This is a genomic window from Serratia sp. 2723, assembly GCF_050434425.1.
GTDB lineage: Bacteria > Pseudomonadota > Gammaproteobacteria > Enterobacterales > Enterobacteriaceae > Chania.
The window spans coordinates 162,582-189,486 of sequence record NZ_JBNDIN010000004.1; the positions used below are offsets into that span (position 1 = coordinate 162,582).

A 26,905-nucleotide genomic window follows, 5' to 3' on the forward strand; every position below is an offset into this window, starting at 1 on the left:
GGGCCATCTGGCCCCGTGTAATCATAACCTTGCAGGCTTACAACAGCGGTTTCTCACCGCGTTGCCACCAACGCAACAGCAGGCGATCGGCGCTCTCTGCCGCACTGCCGGTAAAGCGATCGATCAGGCGTTTACGGCGGGCATAGCGCACCCCCACCACCTCATGGTTTTCCATCTCGGCAATCAGCAGATCGTCGCTGGTGCCGACCGCGTCAACCAGCCCTTTATCTTTCGCCTGAGTGCCATACCAATGCTCACCGGTGGCGACCTCTTCGATAGCCAATGAAGGGCGTTGCTGATGAACAAACTGCTTGAACAGCTCGTGGGTTTCGTTCAGATCTTCTCGGAATTTTTCCCGCCCTTGTTCGGTATTTTCACCAAACAGAGTCAAGGTGCGTTTGAACTGGCCAGCGGTGTGCAATTCCACATCGATGTTGCTCTTTTGCAGCAAGCGATGGAAGTTGGGGATCTGCGCAACCACGCCGATCGAACCAATGATGGCGAACGGTGCCGCCACAATGCGGTCGGCCACGCAGGCCATCATGTAACCGCCGCTAGCCGCGACCTTATCCACCGCCACCGTCAGGCGGATACCGCCCTTGCGCAAGCGATCCAGCTGTGAGGCTGCCAGACCATAACCGTGCACCACCCCACCTGGGCTCTCCAAACGCAGCAACACCTCGTCCTTGGCGGTGGCCACCGCCAATACGGCAGAGATCTCTTCACGCAGTGAGCTGACCTCATGGGCATCCATACTGCCCTTGAAATCTAGCACGTACAGGCAAGGTTTGACTGCCTCTACTGCCCCCGCCTTGGCACGCTGCTTTTTCAGCTTGTCGTCGGCCTTGTTCTGCTTTTTGAACTGTTTGCTCCAGGCCTTCTGCTCAGCAGCCCCCATGCGGGCAAGGCGCATTTCCCGTTGCATTTCACGATATTGCTCACCCAGGTCGGTAAGCTGTAGTTCCCCTTTCTGCTGACTCTTGCGCTGCCCGAGGCTCACCGCCAGTAACACCAGCGCGGCAATAGCAATCACCACCGTGGCGACTTTGGCCAGAAAAAGGCCATAAACAGATATAAACTCCACAGGTACCGCCTTTATTTACAGTTTGTTAGTGTGACTCTGTTCATTTTAGCCAATCACCAGCAGGGCTGTCGCGGCTAAATGAAAATTCCTGGTTTTCTCCTGTCACTATGGGGTTATCCGCAACGGTAACCAAGCCGCTATTGTACCGTTTTTGTTACAAAAGAATGCCGTTTCTGTGGGTTACTCATTGAAAATGCGATCCATTTCAGGCATATAACAGACATTATTCATTAAATTGCTGACAAAAATTCGCTGCGGATCGCCATTGTGGTTGAGCAACCCTGCTCCTGCCAGCGATCCGCTATCTACCCAAGCTCCCAGCCATAGCGCGGGAGCCGCCAACCAGGCGCGAGGAACTATTGTGCATTACCAACCTAAGCAGGATCTGCTCGAACAACGAATTATTCTGGTCACCGGGGCGGGCGACGGTATCGGCCGTGAAGCGGCGCTGACCTACGCTCGCTACGGCGCACAGCTGGTGCTGCTTGGCCGTACGGAAAGCAAACTGCAGGCCGTTCAGGCCGAAATTGCCGCCATCTCCAGCGCCCCGACTCATATCGTTACGCTGGATTTGTTACACACCACGCCAGAGCAGTGCCAAACCCTGGCGGAAGAGTTGGCCACCAAAGTGCCACGTCTGGACGGCGTGTTGCAAAATGCCGGTCTGTTGGGCGACATCGCCCCAATGGCCGAACTTTCGATGACCATGTGGAACGAAGTGATGCAGGTCAACGTGAATGCCACCTTCATGCTTACCCAGGCGCTGCTGCCGTTACTGCTGAAATCGAATGCGGGATCGTTGGTGTTCACCAGCTCCAGCGTTGGCCGTACCGGCCGTGCCGGCTGGGGGGCCTATGCCGTTTCCAAGTTTGCTACCGAAGGGATGATGCAGGTATTGGCTGATGAGTATAAAAACCGTAACTTGCGGGTAAATTGCATCAATCCGGGCGGAACTCGCACCAAAATGCGTGCATCTGCATTCCCACAGGAAGATAAAAACAAGCTGAAAACACCGGCCGATATCATGCCGCTCTATCTGTATTTGATGGGCGATGACAGCCGCCGTAAAACCGGCATGAGCTTCGATGCTCAGCCCAACCGTAAACCCGGCGCCGCCGAATAAGGAAGCTTTTAACATGGCTGAAGATCGTCACCAACAACGCCAGCAACGGCTGAAAGAACAGGTGGATGCCCGCATTGCCGCCGCGCAGGAAACCCGTGGTCTGTTGCTGGTCTTTACCGGCAATGGCAAAGGCAAGACCACCGCTGCATTCGGCACCGTCACCCGTGCCGTCGGCCACGGGATGAAGGCCGGAGTGATCCAGTTTATCAAAGGCCAGTGGCCTAACGGCGAGAAAAACCTGCTGCAACAGCACGGCGTGGAATTTCAGGTGATGGCAACCGGCTTTACCTGGGAAACCCAGGATCGGGAAAGCGATACCGCCGCCTGTCAGGCCGTCTGGCAACACGGTAAGCGGATGCTGGCCGACAGCAGCCTGGATCTAGTGCTGATGGACGAGTTGACCTATATGGTCACCTACGGCTATTTAGAGCTGTCAGAGGTGCTGGAAGCCCTTGAGCAGCGTCCTGCACACCAGACGGTGATTATCACCGGGCGTGGCTGTCATCGCGATTTGCTGGAGCTGGCGGATACCGTGACGGAGATGCGGCCGGTGAAGCACGCGTTTGAAGCGGGGATCAAGGCTCAGCAAGGTATTGACTGGTAACTGAATAACCCGTGGTCAAGCCAGAAGGCAAGGCCACGGTGATAAATTTAGCTACGCTTGGAAGACTTGGCCGGTTTACCCGGTTTGCTGCTGCCTGGTGCACCACGACGGCTGCCGGGAGCAACCTGGCTGTGACGTTTTACCGCACGGCGGATCTGGTTGGCCTTCACACGGCGACGATCGCGTTCTACCGGCAGTTTGCTGACGGTTTCCGGCGGCAGTTCCACCAGCTCACGCAGATAGTTGATCGCCTTGAGATCCAGCTCGGTATAGCCGCCACGAGGCAAGCCTTTTGGCAGATCGATATCGCCGTAACGCACGCGGATCAAACGGCTTACCTGCACGCCAACGGCTTCCCACAGGCGACGCACCTCACGGTTACGGCCTTCGGTCAGCGTGACGTTGTACCACTGGTTGATCCCTTCGCCACCCTGGAAGGTGATGGTGCGGAATGCCGCCGGGCCATCTTCCAGTTGGACACCTTTGCTCAGTTGCTTGAGCTTTTCGTCGTCGATCTGGCCGAACACGCGCACGGCGTATTCGCGCTCGACTTCGCGGCTTGGGTGCATCAGGCGGTTAGCCAGTTCACCATCAGTGGTAAACAGCAGCAAGCCTGAGGTATTGACGTCCAAACGCCCTACCGCTACCCAGCGAGAACCGCGCAGTTTTGGCAGGCGATCGAAGACCGTTGGGCGACCTTCCGGATCGCTACGGGTACAGAGTTCACCTTCCGGCTTGTAATAAGCCAGCACACGGCAAACCGCTTCTTCGGATTCTTTGATCGAGACAACGTGACCGTCCAGACGAATTTTCATCCCGGCAACCACTTCAACGCGGTCGCCCAGTTTGGCGATCTTGCCGTCGACGCTGATGCGACCCGCCTCAATCATGGTTTCTATTTCACGACGCGAGCCATGGCCGGCATTCGCTAATACTTTCTGTAACTTTTCGCTCATTGAGCAACCTCTAGTGTCGCCTTCACAGGCGTCGGGGGGACTTTACCGCTACTCTCAGCAAGGAGAGACAGCCGCAAAGATTAGCACTTGGTCAAAACCAACCGCTTATTATACAGGCTTTATCCCTCCTTGGCACTGACTTCGTCCGGCAGTTTAGCGGAAAGGCGCTGGATCGCCCGCCCCTTCACGGATCACTTCCGGGGAGGACTCGGTCAAATCAATAACTGTGGTTGGCTGCTGGCCCAGGAAACCACCGTGGATCACCAGATCCACCTGCTTGCCAAGGTGTTCGCTGATCTCTTCCGGATCGGATTCGGCAAAATCATTGCCTGGCAACATCAGCGTGGTCGACATCATCGGCTCATTGAGCACTTCCAGCAATGCCAGAGCGATCGGGTTGGATGGCACACGCAGGCCGATGGTTTTACGCTTGTCATTCATCAGGCGACGAGGCACTTCTTTGGTCGCTTTCAGGATGAAGGTGTAATTGCCCGGCGTATTGTTCTTGATCAGACGAAACGACGAATTGTCCACATAGGCATAGGTCGACAGCTCGGACAGATCGCGGCACATCAGCGTGAAGTTGTGGTTGCCGTCCAACTGGCGAATACGGCAGATACGCTCCAAGGCCGCCTTCTCTTCAAGCTTGCAGCCCAGTGCGTAGCCAGAGTCTGTTGGATAGACGATCACGCCACCCTTGCGCAGCACCTCTACGGCCTGATTGACCAGGCGCGGCTGCGGATTATCCGGGTGAATATAAAATAGCTGGCTCATCTGTTACTCCTGAAAATGATGCACGCGCGCGACAACGCCCGCGTTAACTCAATCTATACCCGTCGTTTTTCAGCCGCAGCTTGAAATCCATCGGGTAAAACCAGGGTTGGTTAGGGCTGTGGCCAATCGCGCCAAACCGGTTCAACACCGCCGGGTAACCACAGTTTGCGCCCCAACTCAATCCACGAACAGGGCTGATGAAAATCCGAACCCTGAGACGCCAATAATTGATAGTCCTGCGCATATTTAGCCAACACCGTACGCTCATGGGGGGCTTGCTGACACTGCGCCACCTCCATCGCATCGCCGCCATGTTCGGCAAAATAGGCCAGCAGACGTTTCAGCCACTTGGCCGTCAGATCGTAACGGCCCGGGTGCGCCATCACCGCCTGGCCACCGGATTGATGAATGACATCAATGGCTTGTTCTATTGTACACCACTGTGGCGGAACATAGCCGATTTTCCCTTTGGCGAGATACTTCTTGAACACCTGCGCCATATTGTCAGCCATGCCCTGCTGCACCAGAAAACGGGCAAAATGCCCTCTGGTGACCGCCCCGTCCCCCGCCAGTTGTTGCGCTCCAGCATAGGCATCGGGAATGCGCGCTTTCGCTAACCGAACGCCGATTTCTTGCGCCCGCAGATTACGGCGCTCGGTCTGTTCGTCCAACAGTTTCAACAACGCCGGGTGGGCGATATCGAGCCCCAACCCAACAATGTGGATCTCATGGTTTTCCCACAGCGTAGAAATCTCCACGCCGTTAACCAGCTGCAAGGGCAAGGCAAGATCGGCTATCGCGGCCGCAGCCTCTGCCAATCCGCTGGTGGTATCGTGATCGGTAATAGCCAGCACGCCAACGCGCATCTCAACGGCTCGCTGCACCAGTTGAGTCGGCGTTAAAAAACCGTCCGAAGCGGTGGTGTGGCTGTGGAGATCGTACAGGGTAAAAGCGGAGGATTGTGGGCTGCTGTCTGTCAAAAGGGATATCCTGCAATGGCTTGGCCTTCTATCATACCCGTTATGGTTGACCGGACGGAAATGTATTCTGCCGCAAGCGCTGCCGATAGATTAATGATTTCACGCTAGCCGCTAACATATTGTGCAAAAAGAGAGTTGACATTGCCCCTTTGTTCCAGTTAACTAGTACACAAGTTCACGGCGATGACACTGGCCGTGTTAGATGAAAAAGTTGAATGAGTTAACAGAGAGCAACATGATGACTAGACACACTTCTCTTCTTCGCTGGTGGCGTACTTCCCAATCAAGGGTCGAGTAATCACGCATACCTGTCATCTGACACTGCAGATTCCCTAGGCCCGCTCATTACAGCGGGCTTTTTTATGGACAAGATTTGACTGGAACTACCGAAGATGAACATCAAACCACAGCTCAAACTACTCACGGCGCAGGCCGGTTACCGCAGCGATCCGACGGCGATTTTTCATCAGCTGTGCGGCGCTCGCTCTGCCACCCTGTTGCTGGATTCGGCGGAAATCAACAGCAAGCAAAACCTGAAAAGCCTGCTGATTGTCGACAGTGCCCTGCGCATTACTGCATTGGGTCGCAAGGTCAGCCTTCAGGCGCTGAGCGCTAACGGTGCGGCCCTGCTGCCACTGTTGGATGAAGCCTTGCCTGCCGGTGTTCAAATCCAGGCTCGCCCTAATGGCCGCGAGCTGACCTTCCCGGCAATTGATACGGTACAAGACGAAGATGCCCGCCTGCGTTCACTGTCGGTGTTTGATGCATTGCGCACGATGCTGACGCTAGTCGATGCGCCAGCCGATGAACGTGAAGCTATGCTGCTCGGTGGCCTGTTTGCCTATGACCTGGTTGCTGGCTTTGAAGACCTGCCAGAGCTGCGCCAAGACCAACGTTGTCCGGACTTCTGTTTCTATCTGGCGGAAACGCTGCTGGTGCTGGATCACCAACGCGGCGTAGCTCGTTTACAAGCCAGCGTATTTACCGGTGACAACGCTGAAACCCTGCGTTTGCAGCAGCGTCTCGAACAGCTTCAGGTGCAATTGCAACAAACACCAATCGCCATTCCTCATCAGAAACTGGAAGACATGCAGCTAAGCTGCAATCAGAGCGATGAAGAGTACGGCGCGGTAGTCAGCCAGTTGCAGCAGGCCATCCGCCACGGTGAGATTTTCCAGGTGGTGCCTTCTCGTCGCTTCTCTTTGCCTTGCCCTAACCCGCTGGCGGCTTACCAGACGCTGAAGGAAAACAATCCAAGCCCTTATATGTTCTTTATGCAGGACAACGAGTTCACGCTGTTCGGTGCCTCGCCGGAAAGCGCGCTGAAATATGAAGCCACCAGCCGCCAGATCGAAATCTACCCGATTGCCGGCACTCGTCCTCGCGGACGCCGCGCCGACGGTTCGCTGGATCTGGATCTCGACAGCCGCATCGAACTGGAAATGCGTACCGACCATAAAGAACTGGCCGAGCACCTGATGCTGGTCGACCTGGCCCGCAACGATCTGGCTCGCATCTGTGAGGCTGGCAGCCGCTACGTGGCCGACCTGACCAAGGTTGATCGTTACTCATTCGTGATGCACCTGGTTTCCCGCGTGGTCGGCAAGCTGCGTGGCGATCTCGACGTGCTGCATGCCTATCAGGCCTGTATGAATATGGGCACACTGAGCGGCGCACCGAAAGTGCGCGCCATGCAGCTGATTGCCGCCTCTGAAGGCACCCGTCGTGGCAGCTACGGCGGCGCTGTGGGCTACTTTACCGCTCACGGCGATCTCGATACCTGTATTGTCATTCGTTCCGCGTATGTTGAGGACGGTGTTGCCACCGTGCAGGCCGGTGCCGGTGTGGTGCTGGACTCGCTCCCGCAGGCGGAAGCCGATGAAACCCGTAATAAGGCACGTGCCGTGCTGCGAGCCATCGCCAGCGCGCACCAGGCCAAGGAGATTTTCTAATGGCCGATATCTTACTGCTCGACAACGTCGACTCCTTCACTTACAACCTGGTCGATCAGCTGCGTGCCAGCGGCCATCAGGTGGTGATTTACCGTAACCAGATTGCCGCCGAGGTCATCATCGCGCGCCTGCAACAGATGAAACAGCCTATTTTGATGCTGTCGCCAGGCCCAGGAACTCCAGCCGACGCCGGTTGTATGCCCGAGCTGTTGCAACGCCTGCGCGGCCAGATGCCAATCATCGGTATCTGTCTCGGCCATCAGGCGATTGTGGAAGCCTATGGCGGCCACGTTGGCCAGGCCGGTGAGATCCTGCACGGCAAGGCTTCGTCCATTACTCACGATAACCAGGGGATGTTTGCCGGTATGGCCAACCCGCTACCGGTCGCCCGCTATCATTCGCTGGTCGGCAGCAATATCCCTGAAGGACTGACCGTCAATGCTCGCTTCGGCGACATGGTGATGGCAGTGCGTCACGATGAACACCGCGTATGTGGTTTCCAATTCCATCCAGAATCCATTCTGACCACCCAAGGCGCGCGTTTGCTTGAGCAGACGTTGGCCTGGGCGCTGGCGAAATAATTAAGGGGAACCGACTATGCAACCTATTCTTGAAAAACTGTATCGCTCGGAGTCGATGAGCCAGGAAGAAAGCCAGCAGTTATTCAGCGCTATCGTGCGCGGTGAGCTGGAACCTAGCCAACTGGCGGCGGCACTGATCAGCATGAAGATCCGCGGTGAACGCCCGGAAGAGATCGCCGGGGCTGCCAAGGCGCTCTTGGCCGATGCTCTACCGTTCCCACGCCCGGACTATGCCTTCGCGGATATCGTCGGTACCGGCGGCGACGGCACCAACAGCATCAATATCTCTACGGCCAGCGCCTTTGTCGCCGCAGCCTGTGGGGTCAAGGTGGCCAAGCACGGCAACCGCAGCGTCTCCAGCCGTTCCGGTTCATCCGATCTGTTGGCGGCCTTCGGGATCCGCCTGGATCTGCCTGCGGAAGAATCCCGCAAGGCATTGGATGAACTGGGCGTGTGTTTCCTGTTTGCGCCGCAGTATCACAGCGGTTTTCGTCATGCGATGCCGGTACGCCAACAGTTGAAGACCCGCACGGTGTTCAACGTGCTCGGGCCGTTGATTAACCCGGCTCGCCCACCGTTGGCGTTAATTGGGGTCTACAGTCCGGAGCTGGTGCTGCCAATCGCCCAAACCCTGCGCGTATTGGGTTATCAACGCGCCGCCGTCGTGCACGGTGGCGGGATGGATGAAGTGGCGATCCACACCGCCACTCACGTGGCCGAGCTGAATGACGGCGAGATTGAAAGTTATCAGCTGACGCCCAAATCCTTTGGGTTGGACAGCCACCCGCTGGGCTCCCTGCTGGGTGGGTCACCGGAAGAAAACCGTGACATTCTGGCAAGGTTGTTACAAGGTAAAGGCGAGCCAGCGCACGCCGCGGCGGTCGCCGCCAACGTCGCACTGTTGCTGAAACTATTCGGACAGGAAGACCTGCGCCAGAACGCGCAGCAGGCATTGGAAATGATCCACAGTGGGCAGGCTTACCAGCGTGTCACTGCTTTGGCAGCAAGAGGATAAATGATGCAGGAAACCGTGCTCAACAAGATTGTTCGTGACAAGGCGCAGTGGGTCGCGGCACGTAAGCAACAACAGCCATTGGCCAGCTTTCAAAACGAAATCGTGCCAAGCGAGCGTAGCTTTTATCATGCACTACAAGGCACCAGAACGGCGTTTATTCTCGAATGCAAGAAAGCTTCCCCTTCCAAGGGGCTGATCCGCGAGAATTTTGACCCGGTGGAAATCGCCTCGGTGTATAAGGACTTCGCTTCGGCGATCTCGGTGCTGACCGATGAACAATACTTCCAGGGCAGCTTCGATTTTCTGCCGCTGGTAAGTCGCACCGTGACCCAGCCGGTGCTGTGTAAAGACTTTATGATCGACCCTTACCAGATCTATCTGGCACGTCACTACCAGGCCGACGCCATTCTGTTGATGCTGTCGGTGCTCGATGACGAACAGTACCGCCAACTTGCTGCGGTGGCACACAGCCTGAATATGGGCGTGCTGACCGAGGTGATAAGCGAAGAAGAATTACAGCGCGCGGTACAGCTCGAAGCCAAAGTGATTGGCATCAACAACCGCGATCTGCGCGATCTGTCTATCGATCTGGACCGCACCCGCACCCTGGCTCCTAGAGTGCCACATGGCGTGACAGTGATCAGCGAATCCGGCATCAATAACTACGGCCAGATCCGTGAACTCAGTCGCTATGCCAACGGATTTCTGATCGGCAGCGCGTTGATGTCGGAAACCAACCTGCGCAGTGCAGTACGCCGCGTGATACTGGGCGACAACAAAGTCTGCGGCCTGACCCGGCCACAAGATGCCGCTGCTGCTTATCAGGCAGGTGCCAACTACGGCGGTCTGATCTTCGTTGGTCGTTCCCCGCGTAACGTGGACATTGCCCGCGCCAGGGAAGTGATCGCCGGCGCGCCGTTGAAATACGTGGGCGTTTTCTGTGATGCGCCGATCGACACGGTAGCGCAAACTGCTGAGCGCCTTGGTCTGTATGCGGTGCAGTTGCACGGTGCGGAAGATCAGGCTTATACCAACTCGTTGCGCGCCGAGCTGCCAGCCACCTGTCAGATCTGGAAAGCCTTGAGCGTGAAAGACAGCCTGCCCGCACGCGATTTGCAACAGGTCGATCGTTATCTGCTGGACAACGGCGCTGGCGGTACCGGAATTCGCTTTGACTGGTCGGTTTTGCATGGCCAAACGCTGGACAACGTGATGCTGGCTGGCGGCCTGAGTGCAGACAACTGCGTGGATGCGGCCCTGCTGGGCTGCGCGGGCCTCGATTTCAACTCTGGCGTAGAGAGCCAACCCGGCATCAAAGACGCCGAGCGTCTGGCGGCGGTGTTTCAAACCCTGCGCGCCTACTGATTGCGAACCTCATTTAACGGATAATAACGGGAAAAATAATGACGCTGCTTAACCCTTACTTCGGCGAATTTGGCGGTCAGTATGTGCCGCAAATTTTGATGCCAGCCCTGAAACAACTGGAAGAAGCCTTCGTCAGTGCCCAGCGTGACCCGGAGTTCCAGGCAGAGTTTATCGATCTGCTGAAAAACTATGCGGGCCGCCCAACGGCACTGACACTGTGCAAAAACCTGACTGCCGGTAGCAAAACCAAACTCTACCTGAAGCGTGAAGATCTGCTGCACGGCGGTGCCCATAAGACCAACCAGGTATTGGGCCAGGCGCTGCTTGCCAAACGCATGGGCAAAACCGAGATCATTGCGGAAACCGGCGCTGGCCAACACGGTGTCGCCTCTGCATTGGCCTGCGCCCTGCTCGGTCTGAAATGCCGTATCTACATGGGCGCCAAGGACATCGAACGCCAGTCACCCAACGTATTCCGTATGCGCCTGATGGGAGCTGAAGTGATCCCGGTACACAGCGGTTCTTCCACGCTGAAAGATGCCTGTAACGAGGCGCTGCGCGACTGGTCTGGCTCTTACGAGAAGGCCCACTACATGCTGGGTACTGCCGCAGGCCCGCACCCGTTCCCGACCATCGTGCGCGAATTCCAACGCATGATCGGTGAAGAAACCAAAGCTCAGGTGCTGGAGCGTGAAGGCCGCCTGCCGGATGCCGTATTGGCCTGCGTTGGCGGTGGATCCAACGCCATCGGCATGTTTGCCGACTTTATCGATGATACCAGCGTTGGCCTGATCGGCGTGGAACCCGCCGGTCTGGGGATCGAAACCGGCCAGCATGGTGCGCCGCTGAAGCATGGCAAGGTGGGGATCTACTTCGGTATGAAATCACCGATGATGCAGACCGCTGAAGGCCAGATCGAGGAGTCTTACTCGATTTCCGCCGGTTTGGACTTCCCTTCCGTTGGCCCGCAGCACGCCTATCTCAACAGCATCGGCCGTGCAGAATACGTGTCGATCACCGATGATGAAGCGCTGGAGGCTTTCAAGGAGCTTTCCCGCCACGAAGGAATTATCCCGGCGTTGGAGTCTTCCCATGCCCTCGCACACGCGCTGAAAATGATCCGTGAAGAGCCGCAGAAAGAACAGATCCTGGTGGTTAACCTGTCCGGTCGCGGCGACAAAGACATATTTACCGTTCACGATATTCTGAAAGCACGGGGAGAAATCTGATGGAACGTTATCAGCAACTGTTCAAACGGTTGGAAAATAATAAAGAAGGCGCCTTCGTGCCGTTTGTGACCCTTGGTGACCCAAACCCGACGCTATCGTTACAGATCATCGATACGCTGGTGGAGAACGGTGCGGATGCATTGGAGTTGGGGATCCCCTTCTCGGATCCGTTGGCCGATGGCCCAACCATTCAAAGTGCAGCGCTGCGTGCTTTCGCTTCTGGCGTGACGCCAACACACTGTTTTGAAATGCTGGCGGCAATTCGTCAGAAACACCCGGATATTCCGATTGGCCTGTTGATGTATGCCAACCTGGTGTTCCACGGCGGTATTGACGCGTTTTATCAGCGCTGTGCGCAGGCCGGAGTGGATTCGGTATTGATCGCGGACGTGCCTTTCGAAGAATCAGCGCCTTTCCGCGCGGCGGCAACTCGCCACGGCATTGCGCCAATCTATATCTGCCCACCAAATGCCGATGAGGATTTACTGCGTGAAATCTCGTCCCACGGCCGGGGTTACACTTATCTGCTGTCACGTGCCGGAGTAACCGGAACGGAAAGCCGTGCTCAGTTACCGCTGCACCACCTGGTCAACAAACTACGCGAATACCATGCGGCACCACCACTGCAAGGTTTTGGTATCTCTGAACCTGCACAGGTCAAAGACGCATTGCAAGCCGGGGCCGCCGGGGCAATCTCAGGCTCGGCAATTGTTAAAATCATCGAACAGAACCAGGCACACCCGGCAGAAATGCTAGCCAGGCTGGGCAAGTTCGTGCGTGAGATGAAAGCCGCAACCCGTTCTTAATCTTCGTCAAACACCGGATACAGGGAAGTATCCGGTGCTAACGCCTTGTTTCCCCCTGATGTTACTGCAGATAATTGATTAAAAGGTTTGAACAAACCCCACGCCTGCTCCACAATCATATTGACCTTATGTCCCTGTGTTATTCAATAAATACGATCCAGTTAGCTGATTGAAATCAGCCAGTAGTTTCAACAATAACATTTGCAAGGAGAGTCATTTATGAAGCTTTTTAAAACCCTTTCGGCACTGTGCATGGCGGGTATTTTGGCTATGGCCGTTTCTGCCTGTGCTCCAACGGCAAAATCTGAAGGGACGGGCGGCTATATTGACGATACGGTCGTTACGACCAAGGTGAAGTCAGCACTGCTGGCGGATAAAACCATCAAGTCCACCGAGATTAGCGTTGAAACCTTTAAGGGCCGGGTACAGTTGAGCGGTTTTGTCAGCTCCAGTGCCGATGCTAACCGCGCCGTTCAGGTCACACGCGGCGTGGCAGGGGTTAAATCTGTCGAAAACGATATGCGCATTAAATAACTGAAGAGGGAGGCGCCGAACGGCGCCTCCTTTATTGCTGGCTTAGAAGCGGTAACCCGCACCAAACATAAACACCCACGGATCCAGACGCGTATCAATGCTCTGACTTGAGCCACCAGCAACATCAAATCGGGTCTTGGTTTCGATATTCATCCACCAGACCGACATGTTCAGCATCCAGTGCTCATCCAGGTTGTAATCCATCCCCGCCTGGGCAGCAACGCCCCAAGAATCTTTCAGATCCAGGTTGCTTAAACCCGCGCTTTTACCGTAGTCGTTGAACTTCTCATTGAAGAACGTGGTGTAGTTTACGCCAACACCCAGATAAGGGCGTAGCTTGTCCTGCTTGTCACCAAAGTAGTACTGTGCCATCAGCGTTGGCGGCAGTTGGTGAACTGTCGCAATATCCTGGCCCGCCAAGGTAACTTTATGGCGGAATGGGGTAGCAGCCAGCAGTTCAACGCCGATATTGTCGGTCACCATATAACCGAACGTCAGGCCGAGCTGAGTGTTGTTTTTAGCATCGAGCGTCCCCAGCCCTAAGACGTTATCCGAACCCGCATTCGGACGAATTGTTGCAGTACCTGCACGGAACAGGAAATCACCCGCTTGATGCGCGCTTGCTACCATAGGAGCCATCAAAGCCCCTAACACCACCAGAGTTGTCTTTTTCATTATCCATTCCATTTGTGTGGTTTATAGTCGCGATGAATATACCTATTAACAGGTATTTATGATCCCATCGAGATCACATCTTAAGTGTAAAAATTTAAATTCCCACCAAAAACAAAGCCAACTAAGGATTTTAATAAATCAATAATTGATCTGAATCAATAAACGCATTTTGTTGAAAATTTTATGCATGTTTACATTTCTGTTACCAAAAAAAGTTGCTAAAAAAAATGCCTCTGCGTAATTTCATCATTCCTGTTGGTTTTGGTTGGGCCGGTAAGGAGTCGGTGGCAATCAAGATGAGCGAAATTCAAAATCCCTGCACCAGCTGCGGCGCCTGCTGCGGTTATTTCCGAGTATCATTCTATTGGGCCGAAGCGGAAGATGGCGGCGGCGTGGTACCTATATCCTTAACTGAGCCCTTGAGCCCCTTTCTGCGCTGTATGCAGGGGACCAACAGCAAATCCCCACGCTGCACCTCGCTGATCGGTGAGATTGGCCAGGCGGTGTCCTGTTCGATCTACCCCAATCGCCCTAGCCCCTGCCGCGAATTCAATCAATCCGGGGAAAACGGCCTGCGCAATGAAGCTTGCGATCGAGCCCGTGAACGTTATGGCCTGCCTCCCTTGCCGGTTCCCCTGCCATTATCATTGTCAGAGACCATAATCGCCCAAGAAATCAGCACAATGCCATTCGCGGGGTGCCACAGCGGCGTGGAACAAGGTACAATCGTCCACTGATTTAACTACCTTCCCGACGCCAAGGAGTCTGCATGCCACGCATGCCAATTACGGCCAACACGTTGTACCGTGACAGTTTTAACTTTTTCCGTAATCAGGTTGCCAGCATTGTGCTGTTGGCACTGCTGACCGCATTCATTTCAGTGCTGCTTAATCAGGCGTTCAGCCCCGATATCGAGCAGTTGAAGATCCTGACCGCGACGGAAAGTGATTTGGCCTCCACCGCCGGTGCCGGCATGGGGATCCAGGAAATCATTCAGCAGATGACGCCTGAACAGCAGATGGTGCTGTTGAAAGTGTCCGCCGCCGCCACGATTTCCGCTTTAGTGGGTAACGTGCTGTTGGTTGGAGGCATGTTGACGCTGATCCGCCTGGTTTCTGAAGGCCAGCGCACCAGTGCGCTGCGGGCTATCGGGATATCTGCCCCGCTATTACCACGTTTGCTGTTGCTGTTGTTTGTCTGCACCTTGCTGACCCAGCTTGGCCTGACGCTGTTCGTCGTGCCCGGCGTGATCATGGCGATCTCGTTCTCGTTGGCCCCGGTGATTTCCGTGGCCGATGGGAAAGGCGTCTTTGCCTCGCTGAAGCTGAGCTGCAAGCTGGCCTTTGCCAACGCGCGGGTGATCGTACCGGCGATGATGCTGTGGCTGGCGGCCAAACTGCTGGTGCTGTTTATGGTCAGCCATTTGTCGGTGTTGACGCCACACGTTGCCAGCATTGTGCTGACTGCATTAAGCAACCTGGTTTCCGCCCTGCTGCTGATTTATCTGTTCCGGCTGTATATGTTACTGCGGGAGTGATTGTCGGCTGGATGGATATGGATAAAGGGCACGCCGTTTGGTGTGCCCTTTTTATTTACTGCGCCGTGGTCGGTTCGGCCTGCTCCTTACTTTGTATCAGCTTAAGCGCCAGATAGAGATCGGGCACCAGGATCAGATCCTTGTCGCGCCCAAACCGATTGATACGAAACCAGCGCGTTAACTCGGTGCGCCGCCCGGCCAGCACCAGCTTTACGTTACGTTGTAACAAATCGCGTTTCAACTCATCAATCGCTGCCAGCACGCTGATATCCGCATGGGTAAAACTGGCTACGGCATCAATCACCACCCAGCGCGGTTGGAACGGCGTGCTATCGACCAGATTGAGGATTCGCCGTTTGAAGTAGGCCACGTTAAAATAGGTCAACGGGGAGTTAAAACGGTACATCATCACGCCCTGCACCGCTTTCACCCCGTTGTTGTTGCCCATTGAGTGGATCATGCCTTCCCCATTGACCCCCAGCAGCTGCTCCGTTGGGCGGAACACGGTGCGGAGAAACTGCATCAGGCCAAGCAATACCGCCAAGCCAATGCCGCTGATCACCCCCACCAGCAGTACGCTGACGAAGGTGAAAGCCGCCAGCCGGAATGCCTGGGTATTGCGTTTGCGCAGGATCCAGATACCGCGAATATCGATCAACGACCAGGCTGCGTACATCAGCACTACGCCTAATCCGGCCACCGGAATAAATTGCAGCGGCGAAGTCAGAAACAGCAGCACAATACCAATCACGATGGCAGCAATAATTGATACCAGTTGGCTCTTGCCGCCGTTGGCATCATTTACCGCCGTACGCGAATCGGCACCGCTGATAGCAAACCCTTGCGATAGCGCGGAGACAATGTTTACCAGCCCCAGCGCACGGAATTCCGCATCGGCATTAACTTCATAGCCATTTTTCGCCGCGAAGCTGCGTGCCGTGAGCATCATGCTGACAAAGCTGACTACCGCCAGGTTGAGCGCCGGTATCACCATGTCACGCAATAAGCCCGGCTGAAAATCCGGCCACTGAACGATGGGCAGCATACCGCTGAAGCCCCCTACGGTAATAATACCGTGCTGCTGCAAATTGCCCGCCCAAGTGATGAAGGCCACCAGTACAATGGCAAACAACGGCGCTGGCCAGTTAGGCCGCAGCTTTTTAACTCCCACTAGCATCGTCAGCGTAAGCAACGAAATGCCCACCGTCAGCCAATCGCTGTGCAGAATATTGCCGGGCAAGGCATAAATACGTTCAATCAGCTGCGCCGGTGGCGTTGCGAACCCCAGCACTTTACCGATCTGATCGACGATAATGGTCACCGCCACACCGTTCAGCAATCCGCTGAGGATCGGGCGAGAAAGCAGGTCTGCCAGTGCCCCAAGCCGGAAGCGGCTGGCCAACAGACACCAGGCCCCCGTCATGGCGGTCATCATGATGGTGAGCTGCCAGTGCAACTCCATGCTTCCTGCGGCAAGCGGAGTCACCACGGCGGCGATCACCGCACAGGTTGCGGCGTCCGGTCCAACAATCAGTTGCCGTGACGAACCAAAAATGGCATAGGCGATCATCGGTAAAATACAGGAGTAAAGCCCGACTACCGGGCTGACACCGGCCAATTCGGCATAGGCGATCGCCACCGGCAAAGCTACCGCGGCGACGGATAACCCGGCACGAATATCCGGCTTCAACCAACTGCGTTCATACCCTAACAAATGCGTCAAACCAGGCGTCCACGCCCGCAGAGATTTCCACTGCATAGCTGTTTTCCATGGTAAATTATGCGGCTATTATTATGCTTAATATGCGTCGTAGACCGAGCGCTTGCAAATAACCGACGGTAACAATCGTAAGTTTATGCAAATTCTGGTGTTTACAGCAGCAATCTAGCGGACGAACACCGATAATCTGCCCTTTAGTGCGATACACAGATCGCGCCAAATCCGGTATAGTCGCCCGATGAACCTATGATGGATTGATTTATGAAGCAGTTTCTTGATTTTCTACCCCTGATTGTCTTTTTTGCCTTTTATAAGCTTTACGATATCTACGTCGCCTCTGGTGCTTTGATAGTCGCGACCGCCCTGGCACTGGTCTTTACCTGGCTGAAATATCGCAAGGTTGAGAAGATGACGCTGATCACCTTTGCCATGGTCGCCGTATTCGGCACCTTGACCCTGGTGTTCCACAACGACCTGTTTATCAAATGGAAGGTCACGGTCATCTACACCCTGTTCGCCCTGGCGCTGCTGATCAGCCAACTGATACTGAAAAAGCCGCTGATCCAACGCATGCTGGGTAAAGAGCTGACCCTGCCGGACAGCGTCTGGAACCACCTTAACATTGCCTGGGCCCTGTTCTTCCTGGCCTGCGGCTTGGCCAATATCTATGTAGCATTCTGGATGCCACAGGACGTTTGGGTTAACTTCAAGGTATTTGGCCTGACCGTGATGACGCTGGTCTTCACCCTGTTAAGCGGTATCTATATTTACCGCCATATGCCAGAAGAGCAGAAGAAATAATGACCGAACAACGACCTTTGCCTAGCGGTGAGCTGGTGCTGCGTACGCTGGCCATGCCGGCAGATACCAATGCCAACGGGGATATTTTTGGCGGCTGGCTGATGTCACAAATGGACATCGGCGGCGCAATCCTGGCCAAAGAGATTGCCGAAGGGCGCGTAGTGACCGTGCGGGTAGACGGTATGACCTTTCTCAAGCCGGTCGCCGTGGGTGACGTGGTGTGCTGCTATGCCAACTGTATCCGCAGTGGCCGCAGCTCCATTACCATCAATGTGGAAGTTTGGGTCAAGAAAGTGTCTTCTGCACCGATCGGCCAGCGCTACCGCGCCACGGAAGCGGTCTTTACCTATGTAGCGGTAGATGATGGCGGCAGCCCCCGAGCCCTGCCAGACGGCAAGATGAACTTCCGCGTCGGCGAGTAAGCTAACGCCAGATAGCAAAAAGGTCGCAAACGCGACCTTTTTTATTGCTTACTCAACCGTCGAACCTTCCATTTTGAAGACGATGGTCTTCGTCAGGTTCTGCGCCGTTTTGGCTTCATAGCGCCATTTACGCATTGCCTGCTTCACCTCACGCTCGAACATATTACGTGGTTCCGCAGACAGAATACGCACGTTAGTCACCCGCCCGTCGCTATCGACGTCAAACTGAACCTTGACCTTGCCTTCGATCTGCAATGCCTGGGCGCGCGGTGGGTACATCGGCTTGCCGATGCTCAGGGCTTTCGGCCCCAACTCACGGGAAGTTCCCGGTGCGGGTGCTGATGGTGCCTGTTTGACCGGTGCCTTGTCGATCGGCTTGGCTTCGGATTGATTGTCGAACGGCGAAGGTTCACGCGGTTCAGTCTTCTTCACTTCGCGTTTGACCGGCTTCTCTACCTTCGGCTTCGGTTTTGGCTTCGGCTTGGGTTTCTCCGGCTCCGGTTTAGGAATAGCTACCGGTACCGGCGGTGGTGGCTCAGGTTCCGGAAGCGGTTCTGGCTCAGGTTCGACCTGCGGCTCCGGTTCCGCCGCAGCTGGCGGTGGTGGTTCTGCCAGCGCGGCCATATTCACCATCATGACGCTGATAGGGGCATCTTCCTGCTTCGGCAGCTCCAACACTTCGTTGACGGAGGCGTAGAGCAAGGCGGCCACCAGGGCACTGTGCAAACCAACGGAGAGGACAATTGGCACGGAAATTCGGCGAATAAGGAACATCTTGTTTAGCGGCATAATGATTCTGTTTCCTCTGGTGCGCCAAGTTTAAATGCAAATAGCAATCATATTCAATAACGAAAGACAAACTATCGCTTTAATCGGCATTATTAGGCGCTAAAACCAGCAAACTCATAGGGATATTAACCTTTAATTAGCCTTTTATTGAGCTTTGCATACGGATTGTTAACCAATATGTTCCATCACTCGTCAATCGCACCACACGAAGCTATCCTCAACACGGTAACGAATTTTTATCTGGATTGGCATTCCCTTGTCACAGCTTTTGCGCTACTTTGTGATTACCGTTGTATGGCAATGATTTTAAAGGTGAAATATGCTTTATCTGATCTACGCACAAGACGTACCTGGCACGCTGGAACAGCGCCTGGCCGTTCGCCCCGCCCATCTGGCTCGTCTACAGGTGCTGCGTGATGAAGGCCGGTTGGTGGTCGCTGGTCCAAACCCGGCTATTGATAGCAACGATCCAGGCCAGGCCGGATTTACCGGTTCTACCGTGATCGCCGAGTTCCCTTCGCTGGAGGCGGCAAAATCCTGGGCAGCACAAGACCCGTACGTGGACGCGGGTGTGTACGGCGAGGTCACGGTGAAACCGTTTAAACAGGTATTTTAAGCAAAAAAAAGCCAGCACTGAGTATGCTGGCTAAGGTGGGTTCTTCGAGGGAATATCTTTATGCGTTAACCATACTCGCCGAGCGGGATGAGCGCTATCTATCACTGCAATAGGTCAACCTTGGCGAACCGTATCGGTAAGAACCCACTTTTGCAGATCGGCAAACATCTCTTCCCATTCCTGCTGAGTAATATCCATAAAGCCGAAGAAGCGCAGCATGAAGGCCCCTTCGGTAGCCAGGAAGGCCAATCGCGCCTTTCTTCCCTGCTCACTACTCAGGTCCAATCCGGCGATGCGGCTGCGATACCATTCTCGCGTACTGTCCAGATGCTCTGGCGTCTGGATTAACGTGGCCATCAATCCGGCCGCCTTGGCACTGGAAGCCTGATCCGAACTGCGGGTAGCCTGCATATGCGCCTGGACGATGGTCAGCGGGTCCGGTTCGCTGCCCGCGATATCGTCAAACACCTGCTCATAAACCTTGCCCCAACGGTCAAACATCGCATCAATGAGCGCATCTTTACTCCCAAAACAGTATTGCACGCCCCCCTTGGAGATCCCCATGGCTTTGGCCACCGAATCGATGGTTAGCCCTGCCGCACCTTGGGTCGCCACAATCTCTTCTGCGGTATCCAGCACCTTGTCACGATCGATACTCCGTTGACGCCCCATTGAGAAAACCCCTTTTCAATACGTACGTATGGATTTATATTATAGCAGTATACCATCGGTGCTACCGGGTGGTTACCGTAAGGTGACGCAGCCGCGTCATCGGTTTACTAGGATACTCTTTATGCACGCCCAAAACCGCTGGTTGATCCTGGCAATGATCTCCAGTGCGCTATTTTTAATCATTACCGATATGACCGTGCTTTACACCGCGTTGCCTCGCCTGACCCAGGCATTGGATGCCACAGCCTCACAAAAACTGTGGATCGTTAACGCCTACCCGTTGGTGGTTGCAGGGCTACTTCCCGGTGCCGGCATGTTAAGCGACCGTCTTGGCCACAAGAATATGTTTATCGCCGGTTTGCCGGTCTTTGCCCTGGCCTCACTTTGCGCCGCGTTCTCCCCCAGTGCCGAGCTGCTGATTGCGTCACGGGCTTTCCTGGCCCTCGGGGCCGCGATGATGATGCCGGCCACGCTATCTATCGTGCGCCACGTCTTTACCGATGAGCGTGAACGTGCGCTGGCGATTGGCATCTGGGCCGCCGTCGCCTCCGGTGCTGCCGCACTTGGCCCGGTAGTGGGCGGCGTACTGCTGTCCTATTTCTGGTGGGGTTCGGTATTTCTGATCAACGTGCCGGTGGTGATGCTGGTCCTGCCGCTGGCGGTATATCTGATCCCTCGTTGCGGTGGAGACAGCCAACGCCCCTGCGATTTTATCAGCTCGCTACAGATCATGTTCGGCCTGGTGGCGTCGATCTATGCGCTGAAAGAGCTAAGCAAACCCGCGTTCTCCCTGGGTGACTTCGCCATTGCAGCGGCGCTCGGTACGCTGTTCCTGACCCTGTTTGTCCGCCGTCAGCAGCGGGCGCAACACCCCATGATCGATTTCTCACTGTTCCGCAATCGCCTGTTTGCCAGCGGTGTCGGTGTGGCGATCGTTTCAATGATCGCGCTGATCGGGATCGAACTGGTATTAAGCCAACGGTTACAGTTGGTGCTAGGCATGACGCCGCTGCTGGCCGCATTGTTTATTTTACCCATTCCGGTAGCCTCTGCGCTGGCTGGTCCGTTAGCCGGAGCTTTACTACCACGCTATGGCGAACGCTACATGTTGGTGGGCGGCTTTATTCTCACCGCCTTAGGCATTGCGGGGGTCGCCCTGTGGTATCAAGGCAACGTCATTATGCAGCTGGCCTGCCTGTTTGTAGTGGGCTTTGGCCTCGGCGGTGCCATAACCGCTGCCTCAACGGCCATTATGCTCAACGCCCCCGAAGACAAGGCGGGCATGGTCGCCGCCATTGAAGATGTCTCGTGGGAGTTGGGTGGCGTGCTAGGCGTCACGCTGCTGGGCGGGTTGATGACGGCGGTCTATAGCCACAGCCTGGTATTACCTGCCAATCTGCCCGTAGGCGATCTCGCTTATGACAGTATTGATGAGGCGTTACGGCTGGCCGGAAATATGGGCACGGACAGCGCAGAAAGGCTGATCCAGCTGGCTAGAGGCGCCTTTGATCAGGCATTTATGGCCGTGCTGATCGCCGCCGCATTGCTCACCAGCCTGAGCGCCGGTGTGCTAAAATTTGCTTTGCGCAAAAGGGCGCAGGTGTAATTTAATCGATGAAGTTAAGTGGGCGCAGCATGTACAGCGCCCCTACCCGATTAGCCAATTGATGAATGTAAACAACTTGAAAGACGACGGGTAAATTGGTTTGAGCGATTGAATTGATGCTTAGTAGCAACTTTAACCTTTTGATAGATCCGGCTAACCTGTTTTGTATGGATATCAATCTAGATAATCGACACAAATAATCAGGAGAAGATTATTATGGCAACGGCAAAGAAAGCGACCAAGACTCATATCGGCCTGGACACCAAACAATCAGCAAAACTCTCTGAAGCACTAAACGCCCTGCTGGCTAACTACCAGGTGCTGTACATGAACGTACGCGGCTACCATTGGAATATTTCCGGCCCGCACTTCTTCGAGCTGCACGTCAAGTTTGAAGAAACCTATAACGACCTGCTGACCAAGGTGGATGAACTGGCAGAGCGTATTCTGACTCTGGGTTCACAGCCTCGCCACGCCTTCAGTGATTATCTGAAAACGGCGGATATCAAGGAAGACACCAATGTCACCGACGATAAAGGCACTCTGCGCGGCCTGCTGGAAGGTTACGCCATTTTGTTGCAACAGCAGCGAGAACTGCTGACGCTGGCCGCAGAGGCCGGTGATGAAGGCACCTCTTCGCTGATGAGCGATTACATCAAAGAGCAGGAAAAACAGGTGTGGATGTTGAACGCCTATCTGGGTAAATAACCCAGGCCCAGCAAATAGCAGAACAGCCCATTACGGGCTGTTCTTGTTTTACCACTCGTAAGCCACAACGAACAATAAGGCTCTGCGGTGCTGATCGTCCAAACGACGGCGAACACGAATGATATGCCGATTGCTGCACGACTGGCGTTCCAGCCAACGATGCCTGCGTCGCTGGCTCTGCCGTAACATCCTCCAGCGGCCCACTTCATTTCTACTACGTCTCATTTTACGTTACCCATCAATGCCAACCGCGGGCATTATAGCCCTTTCAACGCGCGATCCAAGTCATGCACTCGCCAGCGTCGCCCTCCCACAGGCGACAAAAAGTACGGTTTTTATTTTCGGCAAGTCCCTTTAGTCAATCATTTTTATGTAACTTAACCACCGAGAAAAGGTTTCACCTTTGTTGTTCTGTGCGTACACTCATTATTGGTGGCTTAGCAACGGAAATTTTTGCCTTTATGACAACCTTTTATACCGTAATTAGTTGGCTTTTGGTGTTTGGCTATTGGCTGCTTATCGCCGGGGTCACATTGCGTATTCTGATGAAACGACGCACCGTGCCTTCGGCCATGGCCTGGCTGCTGGTGATCTATATTCTGCCATTGGTCGGTATCGTCGCTTATTTATCCTTTGGCGAACTGCACCTTGGCAAGCGCCGCGCAGAGAGAGCCAAGGCCATGTGGCCCTCAACCGCTCGCTGGCTGAATGAGCTTAAAGGAAGCAGCCGGATTTTTGCTACCGAGTACAGCGAAGTGGCCCGTCCGCTGTTCGAGCTTTGCCACCACCGCCAGGGTATTGATGGCGTCAAAGGCAACCAGCTACAGTTGCTGACGACCACCGATTCAACGATGAATGCCCTGGTGCGGGATATCGAACTGGCGCGCCATAATATCGAGATGGTGTTTTATATCTGGCAACCCGGTGGGCAGGTCGATCAGGTCGCCGAATCATTGATGGCCGCCGCGCGCCGTGGCGTGCACTGCCGTTTGATGCTGGACTCGGCTGGCAGCGTAAAGTTCTTCCGCAGCCCTTATCCCAGCATGATGCGTAACGCCGGTATTGAAGTGGTTGAGTCGCTCAAGGTTAACCTGTTCCGGGTATTCCTACGCCGCATGGACCTACGACAACATCGCAAAGTGGTGCTGATCGATAATTACATTGCCTACACCGGCAGTATGAACATGGTCGATCCACGCTTCTTCAAGCAGGAAGCCGGGGTTGGTCAATGGATCGATCTGATGGCACGCATGGAAGGCCCGGTGGCAACCACGATGGGTATCGTTTACGCCTGTGATTGGGAGATTGAGACCGGCAAACGCATTTTGCCACCGCCGCCAGATGTGAATGTCATGCCGTTTGAGCAGGAAAGCGGCCACACCATCCAGGTTATTGCCTCCGGCCCGGGATTCCCGGAAGAGATGATCCATCAGGCGCTGTTGACGGCGGTCTATTCCGCGCGTGAGCAGTTGATCATGACCACCCCCTACCTTGTACCAAGCGACGACCTGCTACACGCCATCTGCACGGCAGCGCTGCGTGGCGTTGACGTCAGCATTATCGTTCCGCGCAACAACGACTCAATGATGGTGCGCTGGGCCAGCCGCGCCTTCTTCTCGGAACTGTTGGAAGCGGGCGTGAAGATTTACCAGTTTGAAGGTGGACTGTTGCACACCAAGAGCGTGTTGGTCGATGGCCAGCTCAGCCTGGTCGGTACGGTCAATCTGGATATGCGCAGCCTGTGGCTGAACTTTGAGATCACCCTGGTGATTGACGACAGCGGTTTTGGTGCCGATCTAGCCTGTGTACAAGATGATTACATCGCCCGCTCGCAACTGTTGGATGCCAAGCAATGGTTGAAGCGCCCGTACTGGCACCGCCTGGTCGAACGCCTGTTTTACTTTTTCAGCCCGTTGCTGTAAAAGCGGCAACGAGCATGGTTTAATAACCTCAAATCATTTGTTATCAGGATTTTTATATGGACTTGAATAATCGCCTTACCGAAGATGAAACGCTGGAACAAGCCTACGACATCTTCCTTGAGCTGGCTGGCGACAATCTGGATCCCGCAGATATTCTGCTGTTCAATTTACAGTTTGAAGAGCGCGGCGGTGCCGAGCTGTACGATCCGGCAGAAGACTGGCAGGAGCACGTGGATTTCGATCTGAATCCGGACTTCTTTGCCGAGGTGGTGATCGGCCTGGCGGACAGCGATGGCGAGCCCATCAACGATGTGTTTGCCCGCGTGCTGATCTGCCGCGAAAAAGATAACAAGCTGTGCCACATTTTGTGGAAAGAATAAACCGATTAACGGTATAAAAAAACCTGCCCAATGGCAGGTTTTTTTTATTGCTAATCAACCAATTACAACGGATCAACTTTCAGGCACGATACCGCATGACGGAAGCTGCCTTCCAGCAGTGGGCGCGTTTTAGCGCATTCCGGCCCGGCAATCGGGCAACGGGTGCGGAACACACAGCCCGAAGGTGGGTTGATCGGCGATGGCAGTTCCCCTTCCAGCAGTTGGATCTGCTTTTCCTTCTCCTTGTCCGGATCCGGCACCGGAACCGCCGACATCAGCGCCTTGGTATAAGGATGCTGCGGGTTATGATAGACCTCATCATAGGTTCCCAGCTCCACCGCATGGCCCAGATACATCACCAGCACCCGATCGGAAATGTGTTTAACCACTGCCAGATCGTGGGCGATAAAGATTAACGATAATCCCATCTCGCGCTGCAACTGCTGCAACAGATTCACCACCTGCGCCTGGATAGATACGTCCAAGGCGGAGACCGGCTCATCACAAATCACCAGTTTCGGCTCCAGGATCAAGGCTCGGGCGATACCGATACGCTGGCACTGCCCACCTGAGAATTCATGCGGATAACGGTTGATCAGGTTCGGCAACAGGCCCACCTTCAACATCATCGCTTTGACCTTATCCTTCACTTCCTGGCGCGGCATTTTAGGATTATAGGTACGCAGCGGTTCGGCGATGATCTCACCGATGGTCATTCGCGGGTTCAGCGAGGCCAGCGGATCCTGGAAAATCATCTGAATATCGCTGCGTGTCTTGCGCCAATCGGCATCGCTCATGCCCAGCAGATCTTTGCCCAACCAGGCAACGCGGCCACTGGTCGCCTTTACCAGACCGATGATTGCCCGGGCAAAGGTAGACTTACCGCAGCCCGATTCCCCTACCACCCCTAGCGTCTCACCTTCAAACAGCCGCACGGTAACACCATCTACCGCCTTCAGCGTTTTAGGCGCCTGCCAGAACCACTGCTTGTCATCATGAATATCGAAGTGAACTTTCAGATCTGCCACTTCCAGCAGCACTCTTTTATCGGTTGCGGTCATACCAACGCCTCCACCGGCTTGAAACAGGCGCGCAAGCGCCCCTCACCAAACTGCTCCAATGGCGGAGCACTCGCGCACTGCTCCATCGCATGCGGACAACGCGGTTGGAACGGACAGCCCTTCGGCAAACGCAGCAGGTTCGGCGGATTACCAGGAATCGTCATCAGCGCTTCACCTTCAGCATCCAGACGCGGTACCGCATTGAGTAGGCCGATGGAGTATGGATGGCTAGGACGATAAAACACATCGCGCGCGCTGCCATATTCCATGGTGCGGCCAGCGTACATCACCAACACCTTGTTGCAGATCCCGGCAACAACGCCCAAATCATGGGTGATCATGATGATCGCCGTATTGAATTCACGCTTCAGTTCGTTAAGCAGCGTCATGATCTGTGCCTGCACGGTCACGTCCAGTGCGGTGGTTGGCTCATCGGCAATCAGCAGCTTTGGCCGACACAGCAACGCCATGGCGATCATCACGCGCTGGCGCATCCCGCCGGAAAACTCATGCGGATACATACGCATACGCTTACGGGCTTCCGGCATTTTGACCGCATCCAGCATGCGGACCGACTCTTCAAACGCCTCGCTTTTGCTCATCTTTTTATGCAGCATCAGCACTTCCATCAACTGCTCGCCAACCCGCATATAAGGGTTCAACGAGGTCATCGGGTCCTGGAAGATCATCGAGATCTCTTCGGCCCGCAGCTTGTTGAGTTGGCTTTCTGGCAGGTTGAGAATTTCACGGCCGTTGAATTTTGCCGAACCACCGATGCGGCCATTACTGGCCAACAGGCCCATCAACGCAAATGCCGTCTGTGACTTGCCGGAACCCGACTCCCCGACGATGCCCAAGGTTTCACCCGCGCGCAGATCGAAATTGAGATCGTTCACCGCGGTAACATCGCCGTCTGGCGTACCGAACGTCACACGCAGATCTTTGACGTCCAGCAGCAGTCCGTTTTGTGGTTGAGAATTAATGCTCATGGTT

29 protein-coding genes and 1 other annotated feature are annotated in these 26,905 nt (G+C 55.0%); of the genes, 18 read left to right on the plus strand and 11 right to left on the minus strand.

Annotated elements, in window-relative coordinates; translation table 11 throughout:
- Positions 1-37 precede the first annotated feature (37 nt).
- Positions 38-1,084, minus strand: coding sequence for a protease SohB (gene sohB, locus ABIE29_RS07770; protein ID WP_429617765.1), 1,047 nt, complete (start codon positions 1,082-1,084; stop codon positions 38-40).
- Positions 1,085-1,445: 361 nt separating this feature from the next.
- Here sohB and ABIE29_RS07775 point away from each other — a divergent pair, with 361 nt between their 5' ends.
- Both ABIE29_RS07775 and cobO read left to right on the plus strand, forming a co-directional pair.
- Complete coding sequence (locus tag ABIE29_RS07775; protein ID WP_429618065.1) at positions 1,446-2,207, plus strand: YciK family oxidoreductase; 762 nt, start codon at positions 1,446-1,448, stop codon at positions 2,205-2,207.
- Between the two features lie 13 nt (positions 2,208-2,220).
- A complete protein-coding gene (gene cobO, locus ABIE29_RS07780) occupies positions 2,221-2,811 on the plus strand; it encodes a cob(I)yrinic acid a,c-diamide adenosyltransferase (RefSeq protein ID WP_021806577.1) in 591 nt (196 codons plus the stop codon).
- Between the two features lie 47 nt (positions 2,812-2,858).
- Here cobO and rluB read toward each other — a convergent pair whose 3' ends face one another.
- The 3 genes from rluB to rnm form a co-directional block, all read right to left on the minus strand.
- Positions 2,859-3,767, minus strand: coding sequence for a 23S rRNA pseudouridine(2605) synthase RluB (gene rluB, locus ABIE29_RS07785; protein ID WP_115158867.1), 909 nt, complete (start codon positions 3,765-3,767; stop codon positions 2,859-2,861).
- A gap of 153 nt (positions 3,768-3,920) precedes the next feature.
- Positions 3,921-4,541: an L-threonylcarbamoyladenylate synthase gene (locus tag ABIE29_RS07790; protein ID WP_173409218.1), complete on the minus strand. Its 621-nt coding sequence runs from the start codon at positions 4,539-4,541 to the stop codon at positions 3,921-3,923.
- Positions 4,542-4,651: 110 nt separating this feature from the next.
- Entirely contained in the window at positions 4,652-5,521 is an 870-nt protein-coding gene (gene rnm / locus ABIE29_RS07795) for an RNase RNM (protein WP_429617767.1), read from the minus strand.
- Between the two features lie 259 nt (positions 5,522-5,780).
- Positions 5,781-5,885 (plus strand) — a sequence feature (Trp leader region).
- A gap of 28 nt (positions 5,886-5,913) precedes the next feature.
- Between rnm and ABIE29_RS07800 the strand changes: the two genes are divergently transcribed.
- The 7 genes from ABIE29_RS07800 to ABIE29_RS07830 all read left to right on the plus strand — a co-directional run bounded on the left by ABIE29_RS07800 (position 5,914) and on the right by ABIE29_RS07830 (position 13,003).
- On the plus strand, positions 5,914-7,473 hold the full coding sequence (locus ABIE29_RS07800; protein ID WP_429617768.1) for an anthranilate synthase component 1: 1,560 nt from the start codon (positions 5,914-5,916) through the stop codon (positions 7,471-7,473).
- Positions 7,473-8,054 (plus strand): glutamine amidotransferase-related protein, encoded by a 582-nt coding sequence (locus ABIE29_RS07805; protein ID WP_024529256.1) that lies wholly within the window; start codon positions 7,473-7,475, stop codon positions 8,052-8,054. Before ABIE29_RS07800 ends, ABIE29_RS07805 begins: the two co-directional genes overlap by 1 nt.
- Before the next feature lie 16 nt (positions 8,055-8,070).
- Entirely contained in the window at positions 8,071-9,069 is a 999-nt protein-coding gene (gene trpD / locus ABIE29_RS07810) for an anthranilate phosphoribosyltransferase (RefSeq protein ID WP_429617769.1), read from the plus strand.
- 3 nt (positions 9,070-9,072) lie between these two features.
- Positions 9,073-10,434 carry a bifunctional indole-3-glycerol-phosphate synthase TrpC/phosphoribosylanthranilate isomerase TrpF gene (gene trpCF / locus ABIE29_RS07815; RefSeq protein WP_429618067.1) on the plus strand — a complete coding sequence of 454 codons (1,362 nt, stop codon included), beginning with the start codon at positions 9,073-9,075 and terminating at the stop codon, positions 10,432-10,434.
- A gap of 38 nt (positions 10,435-10,472) precedes the next feature.
- Complete coding sequence (gene trpB, locus ABIE29_RS07820; protein WP_429617771.1) at positions 10,473-11,663, plus strand: tryptophan synthase subunit beta; 1,191 nt, start codon at positions 10,473-10,475, stop codon at positions 11,661-11,663.
- Positions 11,663-12,469 (plus strand): tryptophan synthase subunit alpha, encoded by an 807-nt coding sequence (gene trpA / locus ABIE29_RS07825; RefSeq protein WP_429617773.1) that lies wholly within the window; start codon positions 11,663-11,665, stop codon positions 12,467-12,469. The genes trpB and trpA overlap by 1 nt, the downstream gene beginning before the upstream one ends.
- 219 nt (positions 12,470-12,688) lie before the next feature.
- Positions 12,689-13,003 (plus strand): BON domain-containing protein, encoded by a 315-nt coding sequence (locus ABIE29_RS07830; protein ID WP_429617775.1) that lies wholly within the window; start codon positions 12,689-12,691, stop codon positions 13,001-13,003.
- Positions 13,004-13,045: 42 nt separating this feature from the next.
- Here the strand turns inward: ABIE29_RS07830 and ompW are convergent, their stop codons facing one another.
- The gene (gene ompW, locus ABIE29_RS07835; protein ID WP_429617776.1) at positions 13,046-13,678 is read right to left on the minus strand and encodes an outer membrane protein OmpW; all 633 of its coding nucleotides are present in this window, start codon (positions 13,676-13,678) and stop codon (positions 13,046-13,048) included.
- Between the two features lie 296 nt (positions 13,679-13,974).
- Here ompW and ABIE29_RS07840 point away from each other — a divergent pair, with 296 nt between their 5' ends.
- Together ABIE29_RS07840 and ABIE29_RS07845 are read left to right on the plus strand one after the other, a co-directional pair.
- The gene (locus ABIE29_RS07840) at positions 13,975-14,415 is read left to right on the plus strand and encodes a YkgJ family cysteine cluster protein (protein WP_429617778.1); all 441 of its coding nucleotides are present in this window, start codon (positions 13,975-13,977) and stop codon (positions 14,413-14,415) included.
- Positions 14,416-14,456: 41 nt separating this feature from the next.
- Entirely contained in the window at positions 14,457-15,215 is a 759-nt protein-coding gene (locus ABIE29_RS07845; RefSeq protein WP_429618069.1) for a YciC family protein, read from the plus strand.
- Between the two features lie 55 nt (positions 15,216-15,270).
- On the opposite strand, the gene ABIE29_RS07850 is transcribed toward ABIE29_RS07845, so the two are convergent.
- Positions 15,271-16,974 carry a SulP family inorganic anion transporter gene (locus ABIE29_RS07850; protein WP_429617779.1) on the minus strand — a complete coding sequence of 568 codons (1,704 nt, stop codon included), beginning with the start codon at positions 16,972-16,974 and terminating at the stop codon, positions 15,271-15,273.
- A 222-nt stretch (positions 16,975-17,196) separates the two neighbouring features.
- Here ABIE29_RS07850 and ABIE29_RS07855 point away from each other — a divergent pair, with 222 nt between their 5' ends.
- Positions 17,197-17,736 carry a septation protein A gene (locus tag ABIE29_RS07855; RefSeq protein ID WP_429617781.1) on the plus strand — a complete coding sequence of 180 codons (540 nt, stop codon included), beginning with the start codon at positions 17,197-17,199 and terminating at the stop codon, positions 17,734-17,736.
- Positions 17,736-18,158, plus strand: coding sequence for an acyl-CoA thioester hydrolase YciA (yciA, locus tag ABIE29_RS07860; protein ID WP_021181241.1), 423 nt, complete (start codon positions 17,736-17,738; stop codon positions 18,156-18,158). Before ABIE29_RS07855 ends, yciA begins: the two co-directional genes overlap by 1 nt.
- A gap of 48 nt (positions 18,159-18,206) precedes the next feature.
- On the opposite strand, the gene tonB is transcribed toward yciA, so the two are convergent.
- Positions 18,207-18,947: a TonB system transport protein TonB gene (tonB, locus tag ABIE29_RS07865; RefSeq protein WP_429617783.1), complete on the minus strand. Its 741-nt coding sequence runs from the start codon at positions 18,945-18,947 to the stop codon at positions 18,207-18,209.
- Positions 18,948-19,266: 319 nt separating this feature from the next.
- On the opposite strand from tonB, the gene ABIE29_RS07870 reads away from it, so the two are divergent.
- Complete coding sequence (locus tag ABIE29_RS07870; RefSeq protein ID WP_429617784.1) at positions 19,267-19,563, plus strand: YciI family protein; 297 nt, start codon at positions 19,267-19,269, stop codon at positions 19,561-19,563.
- Positions 19,564-19,677: 114 nt separating this feature from the next.
- Here ABIE29_RS07870 and ABIE29_RS07875 read toward each other — a convergent pair whose 3' ends face one another.
- Positions 19,678-20,235 carry a TetR family transcriptional regulator gene (locus ABIE29_RS07875; protein WP_429617786.1) on the minus strand — a complete coding sequence of 186 codons (558 nt, stop codon included), beginning with the start codon at positions 20,233-20,235 and terminating at the stop codon, positions 19,678-19,680.
- A gap of 121 nt (positions 20,236-20,356) precedes the next feature.
- Between ABIE29_RS07875 and ABIE29_RS07880 the strand changes: the two genes are divergently transcribed.
- Both ABIE29_RS07880 and ABIE29_RS07885 read left to right on the plus strand, forming a co-directional pair.
- The gene (locus ABIE29_RS07880; protein ID WP_429617787.1) at positions 20,357-21,841 is read left to right on the plus strand and encodes an MFS transporter; all 1,485 of its coding nucleotides are present in this window, start codon (positions 20,357-20,359) and stop codon (positions 21,839-21,841) included.
- 216 nt (positions 21,842-22,057) lie between these two features.
- Positions 22,058-22,549: a Dps family protein gene (locus ABIE29_RS07885; RefSeq protein ID WP_021181236.1), complete on the plus strand. Its 492-nt coding sequence runs from the start codon at positions 22,058-22,060 to the stop codon at positions 22,547-22,549.
- A gap of 48 nt (positions 22,550-22,597) precedes the next feature.
- On the opposite strand, the gene ABIE29_RS07890 is transcribed toward ABIE29_RS07885, so the two are convergent.
- Positions 22,598-22,774 carry a YciY family protein gene (locus ABIE29_RS07890; RefSeq protein WP_004945296.1) on the minus strand — a complete coding sequence of 59 codons (177 nt, stop codon included), beginning with the start codon at positions 22,772-22,774 and terminating at the stop codon, positions 22,598-22,600.
- 236 nt (positions 22,775-23,010) lie between these two features.
- Between ABIE29_RS07890 and cls the strand changes: the two genes are divergently transcribed.
- Together cls and ABIE29_RS07900 are read left to right on the plus strand one after the other, a co-directional pair.
- Complete coding sequence (gene cls, locus ABIE29_RS07895) at positions 23,011-24,471, plus strand: cardiolipin synthase (RefSeq protein ID WP_429617790.1); 1,461 nt, start codon at positions 23,011-23,013, stop codon at positions 24,469-24,471.
- Between the two features lie 56 nt (positions 24,472-24,527).
- Positions 24,528-24,851, plus strand: a complete 324-nt coding sequence (locus ABIE29_RS07900; protein WP_429617792.1) for an HI1450 family dsDNA-mimic protein — start codon at positions 24,528-24,530, stop codon at positions 24,849-24,851.
- Positions 24,852-24,913: 62 nt separating this feature from the next.
- Here the strand turns inward: ABIE29_RS07900 and oppF are convergent, their stop codons facing one another.
- Both oppF and ABIE29_RS07910 read right to left on the minus strand, forming a co-directional pair.
- Entirely contained in the window at positions 24,914-25,912 is a 999-nt protein-coding gene (gene oppF / locus ABIE29_RS07905) for a murein tripeptide/oligopeptide ABC transporter ATP binding protein OppF (RefSeq protein WP_021181234.1), read from the minus strand.
- Positions 25,909-26,901 carry an ABC transporter ATP-binding protein gene (locus ABIE29_RS07910; protein WP_429617794.1) on the minus strand — a complete coding sequence of 331 codons (993 nt, stop codon included), beginning with the start codon at positions 26,899-26,901 and terminating at the stop codon, positions 25,909-25,911. The genes oppF and ABIE29_RS07910 overlap by 4 nt, the downstream gene beginning before the upstream one ends.
- Positions 26,902-26,905 lie beyond the last annotated feature (4 nt).